The sequence below is a fragment of the Aquibium pacificum genome, from assembly GCF_040839445.1.
In the GTDB taxonomy this organism is placed as follows: Bacteria; Pseudomonadota; Alphaproteobacteria; order Rhizobiales; family Rhizobiaceae; genus Aquibium; species Aquibium pacificus.
Window position 1 is genome coordinate 516,850 of the sequence record NZ_JBDPGJ010000001.1, and the last position, 14,162, is coordinate 531,011.

At 64.6% G+C, this 14,162-nt stretch carries 9 protein-coding genes and 1 tRNA gene; 6 read left to right on the plus strand and 4 right to left on the minus strand.

Features of this window, described 5'->3' with window-relative positions:
• Positions 1-75 precede the first annotated feature (75 nt).
• Complete coding sequence (locus tag ABGN05_RS02545) at positions 76-2,034, plus strand: acetoacetate--CoA ligase (RefSeq protein WP_367952421.1); 1,959 nt, start codon at positions 76-78, stop codon at positions 2,032-2,034.
• Between the two features lie 229 nt (positions 2,035-2,263).
• Here the strand turns inward: ABGN05_RS02545 and ABGN05_RS02550 are convergent, their stop codons facing one another.
• From ABGN05_RS02550 to ABGN05_RS02560, 3 genes are all read right to left on the minus strand, one after another.
• A complete protein-coding gene (locus ABGN05_RS02550; RefSeq protein ID WP_373695890.1) occupies positions 2,264-3,961 on the minus strand; it encodes an ABC transporter permease in 1,698 nt (565 codons plus the stop codon).
• A gap of 100 nt (positions 3,962-4,061) precedes the next feature.
• Positions 4,062-5,120: a Fe(3+) ABC transporter substrate-binding protein gene (locus ABGN05_RS02555; protein ID WP_367952423.1), complete on the minus strand. Its 1,059-nt coding sequence runs from the start codon at positions 5,118-5,120 to the stop codon at positions 4,062-4,064.
• Between the two features lie 228 nt (positions 5,121-5,348).
• The gene (locus tag ABGN05_RS02560; protein WP_367952424.1) at positions 5,349-9,404 is read right to left on the minus strand and encodes a PAS domain S-box protein; all 4,056 of its coding nucleotides are present in this window, start codon (positions 9,402-9,404) and stop codon (positions 5,349-5,351) included.
• Between the two features lie 259 nt (positions 9,405-9,663).
• Here ABGN05_RS02560 and ABGN05_RS02565 point away from each other — a divergent pair, with 259 nt between their 5' ends.
• The 3 genes from ABGN05_RS02565 (at position 9,664) to ABGN05_RS02575 (ending at position 11,149) form a co-directional block, all read left to right on the plus strand.
• Complete coding sequence (locus ABGN05_RS02565) at positions 9,664-10,116, plus strand: phasin (protein WP_367952425.1); 453 nt, start codon at positions 9,664-9,666, stop codon at positions 10,114-10,116.
• Between the two features lie 258 nt (positions 10,117-10,374).
• Positions 10,375-10,451, plus strand: a tRNA-His gene (locus tag ABGN05_RS02570).
• A 287-nt stretch (positions 10,452-10,738) separates the two neighbouring features.
• Positions 10,739-11,149 (plus strand): hypothetical protein, encoded by a 411-nt coding sequence (locus ABGN05_RS02575; RefSeq protein WP_367952426.1) that lies wholly within the window; start codon positions 10,739-10,741, stop codon positions 11,147-11,149.
• Between the two features lie 73 nt (positions 11,150-11,222).
• Here the strand turns inward: ABGN05_RS02575 and ABGN05_RS02580 are convergent, their stop codons facing one another.
• Positions 11,223-12,173 carry a LysR family transcriptional regulator gene (locus tag ABGN05_RS02580; protein WP_367952427.1) on the minus strand — a complete coding sequence of 317 codons (951 nt, stop codon included), beginning with the start codon at positions 12,171-12,173 and terminating at the stop codon, positions 11,223-11,225.
• 101 nt (positions 12,174-12,274) lie between these two features.
• Between ABGN05_RS02580 and ABGN05_RS02585 the strand changes: the two genes are divergently transcribed.
• Positions 12,275-13,153 (plus strand): dioxygenase family protein, encoded by an 879-nt coding sequence (locus ABGN05_RS02585; protein ID WP_367952428.1) that lies wholly within the window; start codon positions 12,275-12,277, stop codon positions 13,151-13,153.
• Between the two features lie 48 nt (positions 13,154-13,201).
• Positions 13,202-14,149, plus strand: a complete 948-nt coding sequence (locus ABGN05_RS02590) for a VOC family protein (RefSeq protein ID WP_367952429.1) — start codon at positions 13,202-13,204, stop codon at positions 14,147-14,149.
• Positions 14,150-14,162 lie beyond the last annotated feature (13 nt).

A 14,162-nucleotide genomic window follows, 5' to 3' on the forward strand; every position in this document is an offset into this window, starting at 1 on the left:
GTCATTCCTACCGACGCCGTCTTGCCCTGCCGGGGCGCACTATGCATAACCGCCCGGCCTATCTGGAGAACCTCAATGCCCCGGACCGAACCGCTCTGGTCACCCTCCCTCGATGAAGTCCAACGCTCGCCCATGATGACATTCATGCATGAGGCATCCAAGCGGACCGCGCGCCCGATCGCGACATATGAACAACTTCATGACTGGTCTGTAACAGACCGTGAGGCTTTTTGGAAACTGGTATGGCAATACTGCGGCATCGTCGGTGAACCGGGCGTAAGAATCATCGAGGACGGGGATCGCATGCCCGGCGCATCCTTCTTTCCGGACGCGCGGCTGAACTTCGCAGAGAACCTCCTATGCAGGAAGGGCCCTTCGGATGCGCTCGTCTTCCGGGGTGAAGACAAGGTGGAACGGCGCGTCTCCTGGGACGGTCTGCGGGCGATGGTCTCGCAATTGCAGCAGGTCTTTCTCGACGAAGGTTTGAAAGCCGGAGACCGTGTCGCCGCCATGATGCCCAACATGCCCGAGACGATCGCGGCCATGCTGGCCGCCGCATCCCTCGGGGCGGTCTGGTCCTCCTGTTCTCCTGATTTCGGTGAGCAAGGCGTCCTCGACAGGTTCGGCCAGATCGAGCCGGTGATCTTCGTGACCGTCGACGGCTACTGGTATGGGGGAAAGCGGATCGAGATCGGCGAGAAGGTCGCCAAAGTCGTCGACAGGCTTCCGACCGTGCGCAAGACGCTGGTTGTGGACTATCTGGGGGAAGCCGCAGAGGTCGGCGGCGGGGTCCGCGGCGCCGAAACCTTCGCGACGGCCATTTCCCGCCATGAGGCACGAGAACCCGTCTTCGAACGCCTGCCGTTCGCGCATCCGCTCTACATCCTGTTCTCGTCGGGCACGACCGGCATTCCGAAATGTATCGTCCATTCTGCCGGCGGAACGCTGCTCCAGCATGTGAAGGAGCAACGGCTGCACGCCGGCATCCAGGAGGGCGACCGCTTCTTCTATTTCACGACCTGCGGTTGGATGATGTGGAACTGGCTGGTATCGGGGCTCGCCTCGGGCGCGACCTTGCTGCTCTACGACGGTTCGCCCTTCCATCCCGACGGCAACGTGGTCTTCGATTTTGCCCAGGCCGAGAAGATGACCTATTTCGGCACGTCGGCGAAGTTCATCGACGCGGTCCGTAAATCCGGTCTCGAGCCGATCAAGTCGCACGACCTGTCGTCCGTGCGGGTGATCTCGTCGACCGGGTCGCCGCTTTCGCCCGAGGGGTTCGAGTTCGTCTATTCGGGCATCAAGAAGGACGTGCATCTTGCCTCCATCTCCGGCGGCACCGACATCGTTTCCTGCTTCGTGCTTGGCATTCCGACACGGCCGGTCTGGAGCGGAGAGATTCAGGGCGCGGGTCTCGGCATGGCCGTCGAGGTCTGGAACGACGACGGCAAGCCGGTAAAGCAGGAAAAGGGCGAACTCGTCTGCACCAGACCCTTTCCGTCGATGCCGGTGATGTTCTGGAACGATCCCGACGGGGCGAAGTACCATTCCGCCTATTTCGACCGTTTCGAAAACGTGTGGTGCCATGGCGACTATGCCGAACTGACCGAACATGACGGCTTCATTATCTACGGCCGGTCCGACGCCACGCTGAACCCCGGCGGGGTGCGTATCGGCACGGCAGAGATCTACAACCAGGTCGAGCAGATGGAGGAGGTCGTAGAGGCCATCTGTATCGGGCAGGACTGGGAGGACGACGTGCGTGTGGTCCTGTTCGTGCGGCTTGCGCCCGGGCTCGATCTCGACGCGGACCTCGAGAAGCGGATCAGGTCGAAGATCCGGACGGGCGCAAGTCCCCGCCACGTTCCTGCGAAGATCGTCGCGGTCAGCGACATCCCGCGCACCAAATCCGGCAAGATCACGGAACTTGCGGTGCGCGACGTGGTGCACGGCCGCGCGGTCAAGAACAAGGAGGCGCTGGCAAATCCCGAGGCCCTCGATCTGTTCAGGGACGTACCGTCACTCAAGACCTGAAGACGCGTGGTTAACGATCTGCAAATGCGAAATTTACCTAAGTTCGACGTCTGGGACACTCGCGTAAACCTGTTCTTAACTTGGTAAGGTTTTGTTAAGGGATAGCGCTGATATTCATGCGTAACTTGAGGGAGAAATCCCACGCCCCCCGCGGGTTCGTCGTTTCGCTCAAGTCCTCGTTGTGACAGCAATTCTTGATCCTGAGGCGCCCTTGCGGGCGCCTCTTTTTTTAGCTGTGCGACACTTCGGAATCGCGCATCAGGGCTCCCGAGAGCAGGATCACCGGGACGAGCGCGGTGACGATGATGAGGAGGGCGGCGACCGCTCCGTCCTCGATCACCCCGCGGGATGCGTTCTCGTAGACATGCGTGGCGAGCGTGGAGAAGCCGAAGGGGCGGAGCAGGATCGTCGCCGAGAGCTCCTTGACGGTATCGACGAACACCAAAACCGCCGACGTCAGTATGGCGGGACGCAGCAGCGGCAGGAGGATTTCGCGGGCGCTCGCAAGTGGAGAACGTCCGAGGCTTCTGGCAGCTTCATCGAGATGCGGCGGCAGCTTCTCCATTCCCGAGCGGATCGCGCCTTCGGCGAGAGCGAGGAAGCGAATGGAGCAGGCGAGCACCACCGCCGCCGCGGAGCCCGTGAAGAGGAGCCCACTCGAAATCCCGACGTTGAGCCGCAGAAACCCGTCGATCGCGTTGTCGAGCCGCGTCAATGTGAAGAGAAGTCCGAGCCCCAGAATGGTGCCCGGCAAAGCATATCCGCTCGATGCCAGTCGCGCCATGCTGCCAACCGCGCTGGAGCGTGATAGCCGCGCCGCGTTGATCATCAGCATCGCTGCGAAAACCGTTACCAATGCGGTGGCCCCGGCTGTCACGACGCTGTTGACGAAGGCGGATTGCAATGCGGGCTCGCCGAGCTGTTCCAGCCGCCGGCTTGCGTAGTCCCCGAAGACCAGGAGTGGAATGCCGAACCCCGCCAGGACCGGCATCAGCACCGCGCAGGCCGCCAGCCATCGCCGCCAGCCGGTGAGGATCACCCTTGGCGGCCTGACGCGCATATGCGTCGCCCTTGCGCCGTGAAAGCGCTGGCGCCGCCGGGCCCATCGTTCCGCCTGCAGGATCGCCAGCACCAGGACCAGCATCACCATCGCGATCTGGGCGGCGCCTTCGAGGCTGCCGCGGTTGAGCCAGGTCGAATAGACGGAGAAGGTGAGCGTCCTGACGCCGAGATACTCGACCGCTCCGATGTCGTTGACCGTCTCCATGAGGACCAGGGCGACGCCGGCGACCACGGCCGGGCGAGCCACCGGAAGCAGGATGCGGAAAAACACCTTCGACGGCCGCGCTCCGAGGGTGCGCGCCACGTCGGCGATGTTGCGGCCCTGCATGATGAAGACCACCCGCGTCGTCAGGTAGACATAAGGATACAGCACCGACGAAAGCACGATCGCGGCACCTTCGGTGGTGCGGATGTCGGGAAACCAGTAATCCCTGACGGTCTGGAAGCCAAAGACATGGCGCAGGGCCGTCTGGACGGGCCCGGTAAAGTGGAAGAACTCTCCGAAGGCGTAGGCCGCCAGGTAGGTCGGCACCGCCAGGGGCAGGACCAGAGCCCAGGCGAGAAGGCGCCTGAACGGGAAGTCGAAGGCGACGACGAGCCATGCGCAGGTCACGCCGATCGAAGCCGTTCCGGCCGAGACCATCGCAAGAAGCCAAAGCGTGGTCGCGGTGGACCGCGGCAGGACGTTGCGGGCCAGATGCGGCCAGTCGGCTCCCGTGCCTGAAACGGCAATCGCGACGATCGACGCGATAGGAACGAGAACGATCGCGGCGATGAAGGCCGCGGATGCCAGAGCCACCGGATGACGCTCGTGTCTCGCCCTGGGGGATCTGATCGCCTTCGCGGAGGCGCTCCTTGCGTTCATCTTCGGCATGGGCTGGATACTGCGACCGGTTCAAGCGCTGCTGTCAAACAGAAAAGGGCCGGATCAGCGATCCGGCCCGATCCCCGTCAATCGCGTCGCGTCAACTCGCGGGACCATCGTCCAGGCCGACGCGGTCGACCATCTCGGAAGCCGCCTTGCGGTGATCGGCGATCTTTGACAGCGGCAGCTTGTCCGCGTCGAGCGTGCCGAAGCTCTTCACGATGTCGGAAGCCTCGACGCCGTCCTTGACCGGGTACTCGAACACTTCGGCGGCATAGATCCTCTGCGCCTCCTCGCTGGCGAGGAATTCCATGAGCTTGAGCGCATTCTCGCGGTTGGGCGCATGCCTGGCCATCGCCATGCCTGAGATGTTCACATGCGTGCCCGCGTCGTCGATCGAGGGGAAGATGACGTGGATCGCGTTCGCCCAGTCCTTCTGCTCGGGCTCCTTCTCGTTGGTCATCATGAGACCGACATAATACGTATTGCCGAGCGCCAGATCGCATTCGCCGGCCATGATGCTCTTTGCCTGTCCACGATCGTTGCCCTCGGGCTTGCGCGCCAGATTGGCCTTGAAGCCCTTCATCCACTGCTCGGTCTCTTCCTCGCCCCAGTGAGCCATCAGGGCCGAGAACAGGGCCAGGTTGTAGTCATGCTGGCCCGAACGGATGCAGATCTTGCCCGCCCATTTCGGATCGGCGAGATCGGCATAGGAGATGTTCGTGTCGGAGACGCGGTCCTTCGAAGCGTAGATGACGCGGCCACGGCGGGTGACGCCGAACCAGTGGCCCTCGGGATCGCGGTACTCCGCCGGGATCGTCGCGTTGATGGCCGGATCGTCGACCGGCTGGGTGACACCTTTTTCCTCGGCGGCCGTCAGCCGCGAGATGTCGACCGTCAGGATGACGTCGGCGGGCGAGTTCTGTCCCTCGGCCGCGATGCGCTCCTCGAGACCCTTGTCGAGGAACAGCACCTCGGTCTCGATGCCGGTTTCGGCCGTGAAGGCGTCAAGGACGGGCTTGATCAGGTCAGGTTGGCGATAGGAATAGATGTTCACCACGCCCTCGGCCAGCGCCGGGGCGGTCGAAAAGGCAAAGGATGCCGAAAGGGCGATCGCGGCCAGGCGCGCGCCCCTTGCGCGCGAATTGCTGAAGGGCATGGGTGGTCTCCTCACGTTGTTCGAATCCCGGGACTGGAAGAGCGCCATCTCATCCCGAACAGAGGCACCTTTTGGTGCAAAGCTGTCGGTCGGTCAACATAAGTCTAGCAAATTCAGTTATTTAGAACATTTCTAAACTAACGCTGTCAGGAATTAGCGAATAATTTCAGAGTGAAAGCGTCAGGAATTGGTGTGCGGCGAATGATCACATTTCCGCGAATGATCGCCTCAGCCGGCCAAAACGCGCGCGGAGGGGAAGGTGACCTCCACAAGCGTGCCCTCGCCGGGCGTGGAGTTGATCGCGAAACGGGCCCGGTTTGCCTCGACCATCGCCTTGGTCAGCGGGAGTCCGAGCCCGGTGCCGTCGGTGCGCTTGCGCTTGAGCGAATTGATCTGCTTGAACGGCTTCAGCGCCTGTTCGATCTCGGCCGCGGACATGCCCACCCCCGTGTCCCTGACCCGCATGACGACGTCGCCGGTCGCCTCGCACGAGGTCGAGACGATCACCTGCCCGCCCGGTTGCGTAAACCGCACCGCGTTCGACAGGAGGTTCAGGCCGATCTGGCGTATGCTGCGCAGATCCGCCACGACTTCAGGCAGGCGCGAGGCGAAGCTCGAACGGATGATGACACGTTCCCTGTTCGCTTGCGGCTGCATCATCGCCACGGTTTCGGCCAGCACGTCGTTCAGTGACACGGCCTCGTAGGCCATCTCCTGCTCGCCGGCCTCGATCTTGGAGATGTCGAGCAGGTCGTTGACGAGATCGAGCACATGGCTGCCCGAACGGTTGATGTCGCGGAGATAGTCCCGGTACCGGTCATTGCCCATCGGACCGAACTTTTCGTCCATCATGAGTTCGGAAAACCCGATGATGGCGTTGAGCGGCGTGCGAATCTCGTGGCTGACGCGGGCAAGGAACTCCGATTTCTGCGACGAGGCGCGTTCAGCTAGGGCGCGTGCGTGGGTGAGTTCCTCCTCTGCCCTCTTCCACTGGGTAATGTCGCGCATCACTGCACAGTAGCCGTTGCCGCCGGGCAGGCGGCCGATCGTCATGAAAAGTGGGATGAACCGGCCCTGCGCCTCGCGGCCGATGACTTCCCGTCCGTCGTTGAGTACGCTCGCCACTCCGTTCTCGGACAGGCTCTCGAGATAATCGCGCGCCGCCCGCTGGCTCTCGACGGCGAAGAGCACGGCGAACGGTTTGCCTGCCACCTCCTTGTCCTCGTAGCCGAACAGCGCTTCCGCCGGCCGGCTTATGGAACGGATCGTCCCTTCGGGAGTGATTAGGACGACGCCGTCGGTGGCCGTATCGAGGATGGTGCGCATTTCCTCGACGCGGTCGCCGAATCCCGTGGCCGATTCCGCGTCGGGCCCGGACGCCAGGGGGAGGGGCGGCGCCACCTCCAGCGGGCTCAGGGCCAGAAGCAGCGCCTTGCCGCCCATCCACGGGACCGACTGGAGATGCGCCCTTACCGGGATCGTGTGGCCGGCCTTGGTGGAAAGGACGGTGCCCCGCGCGGGTTCGCCGTTCTCGGCTTCGGATTGATACGGCTCGAGGAAAAGCTGACCGAGGCCGCCGCTCTCCTCGAGGTCGTCGAGCGATTCGTATCCCGTCAATTCGCAGAAGGCCCGGTTGGCGAAGAGCAGCCTGTCGCCGCGATGGATCAGCAGCGGGAGCGGGAGCCGTGACAGCACCTCGGCATCGGCATCGGGTGCCGGCGCGTCGCTGACGAGCGAGGAGACGGCGGAAGGCAGAAAAGGCAGGTCGGCCGGGCCGTGCGTTTCAGGTTGCACTGCCGGATCCACCGGATCGGGTTGTCCAACCTCCTCGGAGACTTCCTCGATTTCAGCCCCGTCGACTTCGCCGTCGTCACCCTGTGAGGCGGCGGTGGCACCGTCCACAGGCTGGAGGGAAACATCTTCCATGTCGCCATCGTCCGATTCAGGTACTTGGAAGCCCTGTGCGGCGACGTCTTCCACTTCCTCGCGGCTCTCGTACGCCTGTCCGTCGAACACGTGCCCTGCATGTCTTGCGGGAAGGCGGTCGCCGTCGAATGCAAATTCCTCGGGAAGCGCCGGGGCTTGTTCTTCTTCGTGAGGGACTGGTGCTTGCCCATTGCCAGAATCGGCGTCCGACGCGGCCTGCTCCGGCGGCAGCGGTTCGTCGAAGAGTTCCTCCTCGACTTCGATGTAGGGCAACTCCTCGACCAATCGCGGGTCGTTCGCTTCCGGTTCATCCGATCGCGAGGTCGCGTCGGAGAGGAGCGGCAATACGGTCGTGTCCTCTTCCGCCTCCTGCGGCGAGACCTGATCAACGGGACTGGGCGGAGCAACTGGTTCCGTCTCCGCGAGAGTTTCGCCATTTTCAGCCGCACGCTCAGACTCAGGTTGCCGCGCGGATGGCTGCGTCACCTCCTTGAGGCGGTCTCCGATCTCGCGAAAGGCGTTGCGCTCGACGGGCGAAAGGCCGCGCTCGGGTTGGTTTGGACGGTGTTCGGCAAGACGGATGATCTTGTCGGAATAGCGCCGGTAGCGGGCCTCCTCGATCGCTATGACGGGGGTCTCTCCCCGGAACGGATCGTCACGGCTCTCCGGGGCAGGGTCGGCCGGCGCAGCGGGAGCAGTCTCCGGTTCGTCAGTCGCGATCAGCCCAGCTTCCGCCGAGTCGACCACATCGTCGGAGGGCGCGGCTTCCGCGGGTTTGTTGCCGTCATCCGCGGCAGGGACCGGTTCTTCGGCCTCAGGCGCGGGGATTTCCTCCGCCGCGGACACATTCGGCAGCAACGTCGGGGGCCGGGGAGCCGCGACGGCGTCACCCAGGCGAGCGATCCCGAAACCGCGAAACCCCTCGAACGACCGGTTGCGCGCATAGACGGGAAGGGCGGCGAGATCGACGGGGGCTGCAAGGTCCGTCCCCTCGATCGGCCACAGCACCGTTCTGCCGGACCAGGTATCGCGACGCTCCAGCAGACCCGCGATCTCGTGGCCGGGGTCCATGCCGAAATGCTCCGCGACCTGCGCGAACGAACGGCCGATCACTGCCGTCTCCGCGGCCCCGACCGCGATCAGGAACTCGGGCGATATGCTGCTGAAATTTCCGACGGCGTCCGTGCGCCACGCAAACCGCACGGGAGCGGTGTTCCGATACTCTGTCGCAGGCGCAGGGCTCGGAGGCACGGAGATGTTCTCCGCGTCTTCCAGCGCGGGCTGCGTTTCTTCGGGCGCTGACTCCGTCTCCTCGATGACGGGTGCCGGACCCTCATCGGGCGCGGGAAGACCCTCTTCGCCGACGGATGCGACTGGTTCCGACGACGATGCAGGAGGGGGTTCTTCCTGCGCATCGGCCGCAGCCGCGGCATCCGCTTCGAAATACCATCTGTCTATGCCGGCCCGATGCTCGGGCGACACCTCGTCCTTCGCACCCGGGTGTGCCTCGGGCGCGACCTCTGGCGACGAGGAATCGGCTGCATCGTCCCCGACTTCCGGAAGCTCTGCCGCCGGAGAAGCCGGGGTCCACGGGGAGCGTCCGGGGCCGGATTCGCCTTGCGGGAGCCCGCGCTCCTGCAGCGCCTTCGGGTCCGGCTCCTCGTCGCCCTCGAAGAAGTCATCGTGGCGGTAGAGGTCCGGGTCGTCGACCGCGACCAAGAGGTGCATTCCCGGTTCGTCCGTCAGGCGCGCGATCCCCGCCGGTATGCGGCCGCTCGCGGCGGGGATGAGGCGCTTGACCAGGCGGTCCTGCGCGTCCGCGACGTCGGCGACGAGGCCGTCGACGGTTTCCGTTTCGATGCCGAGAGCCTGGAATCCCGGAGTGGCGGCGACGACCGTCGCGCCCGAGAGCAGAGCGGCGAAGTAGCCGGCCTCGCTGAAGCCCGAGATGGCCAGCCTTGCCAGTTCGCCCGGGTTGCGGTCGTCTCCCGCCGCCGGGGGAGCGGCCAGCAGGATCCCAACCTCGCCATCCGGCAGCGTCACGCTGCTTGCGAGGAAAGGTATGGCGCGGCTCGTAACGCCGGAAGCGAGCCTGACGAGGAGGGGCCGGTCCGTCCCGATCCGCGGGAACCCCGTCGTCGCCGCAATCTGGCGCCGCTGCGCGAACCCGAGCCCGGCCGAGGCGCCCATGATGGCCTCGATGTCGGGAAAGCCAAACAGCTTCGCCCCGGGACCGTTCGCCCAGATCACTTCCTCCAGGTCGGCCGAAAGAATCGCCAGCGCATGACCTGCGGCAAATCGCGCACGAACCGCGTCCAGAACCGCGATGTCGATGAAGGAATATTCGCTGGATGCCATCCACACCGATCCCGTCACGTCCGACTCCCCTTAAACCGGACGTTAAGACTTTGTTAGTAAAAGAGATGCCTCCCCGCGTCCACATTGCGGCCCCGGGCGGGCACGGTTTTGTGGTTCGTTGGTTAATCTCCCCGCCGTTTATGCTGCATTGCGAGAAAAATGTTGCAATGCACAAAAACTCTGCCTATATTGTGAGCATCAAGCGGCCAGAGAATGTTCAGCGTCAGGCCGTTGCCCGCAACAGGAAGGATTACCTCAGATGTCGAAAGCAGCAAAGACCGCAGAAACCATCGAATTCCCGACCTTCGACGCCGCCAAGGCGACCGACCAGTTCCGCTCCTTCGCCGAGAAGGGCGTCGAGCAGTCGAAGGAGGCCTACGCCAAGTTCAAGTCCAGCGCCGAGGAAGGCCAGAAGGCCGTCGAGACCGCCATGGAGACCATGAAGAAGGCCAGCACGGACCTGTCGCTGAAGTCGATTGCCGCGATGCGCGCCAACACCGAGACCGACTTCTCCTACATGGAATCGCTCCTCGGCGCCAAGTCGCTTTCCGAGGTCATCGAGCTCCAGACCGCTTACATGCGCAAGCGCATCGAGATGGCCGTCGACCAGGTCAAGGACATGCAGTCCGCGTCGACCAAGGCCGTTGACGAACTCTCGAAGCCGGCCAAGGACGCCTTCGAGAAGTCGATGAAGGAACTCAAGGTCGCCTGAGGCGTTCGATAGCCCAAGTACCCGGAGCGCGATCCTCTCCCCCACGCGCCCGGAGCCGCGACGGGCATCCTCCTCCCGCCTGTCGTGCAAATGAAAAGGGTCGGCTTCGCGCCGGCCCTTTTCCTTGCCGCGCATCGCGATCCGCCGCGTCTCCGCGCCGGTTTCCTGGCGCCGCTATGAGACAATCAATGCCGTTGCAGCGCTTGCATTCGCGTGCATTTGACCGTATTTGCACACTCGCTTCGTTGCACCGGGCGTGCGGTTGTAGCTCAGATGGTTAGAGCGCCGGATTGTGGATCCGGAGGTCCTCGGTTCGATCCCGAGCAACCGTACCATCACCTTCAAAGGGTTTACGCTGATCGCGGCCTGGCGCCGTTGCGAAGCCGTTCCCGTCCTCCGCCGTCCCGCCCGCCGTCGCCCCTCAGGCCTGGATCCCCGGCTCTTCCTCCGCTGCGCTCCGGTCGGCCGAGGATGACGAAGCGGAGGGAGGCGGTCTCCCAGACCTCCGGTTTGGGTGGACGAGACCGGCGCCGGCCCCAGCCGGATCAACGACTTCGTCGAATTCCATCCACGCACCTATGACCAGCGGCACACTACCGGCCGGTGAGCGAAGGGACGCGACATGGACGTGCATGCGGCAATGGTGGACGAGAGGATGCTTCGGCGCGTCATGGCGCTGCTCGTCTCCTTCGCCGCCATGGCTGAGCAAGCCGCCACGCGGTCAGCCCCGGTGCGCTGGTTCGTGCTTGTCCTCTTGCGCTATGCGGAGGCGGTGTCAGAAGACTACGTCTTCGAGACCGTGGGCTTGCCGCTCTCGGAACTCGAAGGGATCGCGCCGGCCGGGAACGACCCGGATGACGCGCTGCGACTCGCCGCGCGCTTCTATGCGCTGGCCGCCGCCCTCTGCACACTCTTGCCCATCGGAAACCTGCTCGACCGCCAATGCGAGCGTGGCGGCCTGGCGTCTCACGCGGCGTCGGGCCACGGCCGTCGCGGTAGCGGCTGGATAGCGAAGCCGAACGATACGTCATGAGCCATGCCGTGCGGAACGCCGACCATCGCTGCCGATCGAATTCTACCCCGCGTCCTCCGGCGGGCATGACACTTCACGCGCCCCACACCACCGCCTGCTCGTGCCGCTTGATCAAGTGGCGCAGGCTGTCGAAGCTCTGGCGCACGTGCAGGGCGAATTTTTCCACGGCCGGTGAGCGGGGCGCGCCGGCGAGGCGGAGCAGGCCGAGCGCGCGTTCCGGGTGCGGGATGTTCAGGGGCAGCGCGGTGATCGACTTTTCCTTTCGGAATGCGAACACCACGCCGTGCGGCAGGACGGTCAGCGCGTCGGTGCTCTTCAGGTAAGTCATGGCGCTGGTCAGCGAGCCGCCGGAATAGCGTACCTTGATCTCGGTGGCGCCGAGCGACAGCAAGAGGCTGCGCAGGTCGGCCAACAGTGGGCTGCCGGGCGGCGGCGCGATCCACGGATAGTCGAGCAGTTCCTTGCCGCCCAGACGGCGCTTCAACAGCAGCGGATGGGTCGAGCGGCAGGCGACGACGTTGCGGCCCGGCAGAATCTCCTGGAACTCCAGCCCCGACCCCTCGTCGAGAATGTCGATCGGGCAGATGGCGAGGTCGAGCCGGCCGGCGATGACCGCCGCCTGGAGCTCCTGAAGGTATCCATAGCTCTGGTCGACGCGGACATCCGGATAGTTGTTCTGGAACTCGGCGATCGTGCCGGAGATGAGGGCGTCCATGAAGAAGGGCGTTCCGCCGATGCGCACCAGCCCGGTGCGGCCGTGGTGGAAGCTGGCGGCGAGTTCGGAAGCCTTGCGAGAGGCGAGCAGCATCGCCTGGCCGTGCTCCGCCAGCGCGCGGCCCAGCGGCGTAGGCTGCAGAGGGCGGCGGCCCCTCACGAACAGTGCTTCCCCGAGCCGCTTTTCCAGCATCGAAAGCGTGCGGGAGACGGCGGGTTGCGTCATGCCGATCAGGGCCGCGCCCTCGGTCACTCCGCCCGCCTGGACCACGGCAGCCAGCTGGACGAGATGACGTTCATCGAGCTTCATAGCGATATGCTATGCTAAAGTGGCAGGAAAATCATCCTGTATCGTCATCGTCCGGCTATCCTCGGTTCAGCAACGTCCGGTGAAATTCCCGGGGAGGAACGATGCCGCTGCCGACCGGCCATCCCTATGGCGAGCACAATTCATCGCAACTTGTCGCCGAGCGCCTGCTGGGAGCGGGCGACGGGCGCCTGTCGCGCGTGCTGGTCAGCGTGGTCGAGCACCTGCACCAGATTGTGAAGGAAGCGCGTCCGAGCCAGGCCGACTGGCGCCGTGTCATCGGATTTCTAACCGACGTCGGCCATGCCAGCGACGAGAAGCGGCAGGAATGGATCCTGCTGTCCGATCTGCTCGGGGTCTCCGCGCTCGTCGAGGACATCAACACGCGGCGCCCGGCTGGCGCCACGCCCAACACGATCCGCGGCCCGTTCTACCGTGCCGACGTGCCGCGCCTGCCGCTGGGCGCGATCGTCTCGCTCGACGGAGTGGGGGAGCCGCTCTGCGTCTCCGGCCACGTCCGGGACCTCGACGGAAATCCGATCCCGGGCGCGGTGGTCGAGACCTGGCAGGCCAATTCAGAAGGCCTGTACGAGAACCAGCAGCCCGACCTGCAGCCGGAATTCAACCTGCGCGGCGCCTTCACCACCGGCGCCGACGGCCACTTCTACTACCGCACGGTCAAACCGGCCGGCTATCGCGTGCCGGACGACGGCCCGGTCGGGCAGTTGCTGAGGCATGTCGGCTATCCGCTGCGCCGCCCGGCGCACCTGCATTTCATGATCCGCGCCGAAGGGTTCGAGACGCTCACCACGCATGTCTACGAGCGCGGCGATCCCGACCTGCACCGCGACGCCCTGTTCGGCGTCAAGCCGGAGCTGATCGGGGACTTTCGGCCGCAATCGGGCGCCGACGGCGTGCCGGCATGGTCGCTCGATTTCGACTTCGTCATGGCGCGCGCCAAGCCCGCGAGACCGGTGGCGTAGGAACGACGCACCATCATGCCCCAAGCCTGACTTCAAGGGAGGAACGAGATGGCACTGATCAGCGGATACCACCATGTCACGATGAGCGTCGACGGCGCCCAGGAGGACTTCGACTTCTTCACCGGCACGCTCGGCATGAAGTCGATCAAGAAGACCGTGCTCTTCGACGGCACGACGCCCGTCTACCATCTCTACTACGCCAACGAGACCGGCGACGCCTCGACCATCGTCACCACCTTCCCTTTTCGCAAGCCGGGCATCTTCGGCAAGCGCGGAACCAACCAGTCGAAGATCATCCAGCTGTCGGTGCCGCCGAAGAGCCTCGACTTCTGGGAGGACAGGCTGAACGGGGCCGGCTTCAAGGCCGAGCGCACCGAGCGCTTCGGCCTGCCGCGCGTCGCCTTCGCGCACCCCTGCGGCATCCCGCACGAACTGGTGGCGGCCGAAAAGGATGATCGGCGTTCCATCGTCTCGGACGGCATCAGCGCCGAGAACGGCATCAAGGGCATTTACGGTATCGGCATCGCTGTGTTCGACCGGACGTCCATGGACGATTTCATGACCATCGGCATGGGCATGGAGAAGGACGGCGAGGATGGCTCGGACCTGAAGTTCAAGCTGGCCGGCGCCGGTGCGACTACCGCTGTCGAGGTGCTGCACGAACCGGACAAGCCGCAGGGCACCTGGACGCTCGCCGGCGGCACCATCCACCACCTGGCGCTCGACACCGGCGACGAGGAGAACCAGCTCAAGCTGAAGGCGCATCTGGAAGGACTGGGCTTCACCGACGTCTCCGACCAGAAGGACCGCAACTACTTCAAGTCCTGCTACGTGCGCTCGCCCAGCGGTGCGCTGTTCGAGATCGCCTGGACGGTGCCGCAGGGCTGGGCGGTGGACGAGCCGGCGGGCCAGACCGGCCGTACGCTGGTCTTCCCGCCCTGGTTCGAGGACCGAAAGGCTGAGATGATCGCCGGCCTCGAAGAGTTCCACTGGTAGGCCCGTCAGGCGG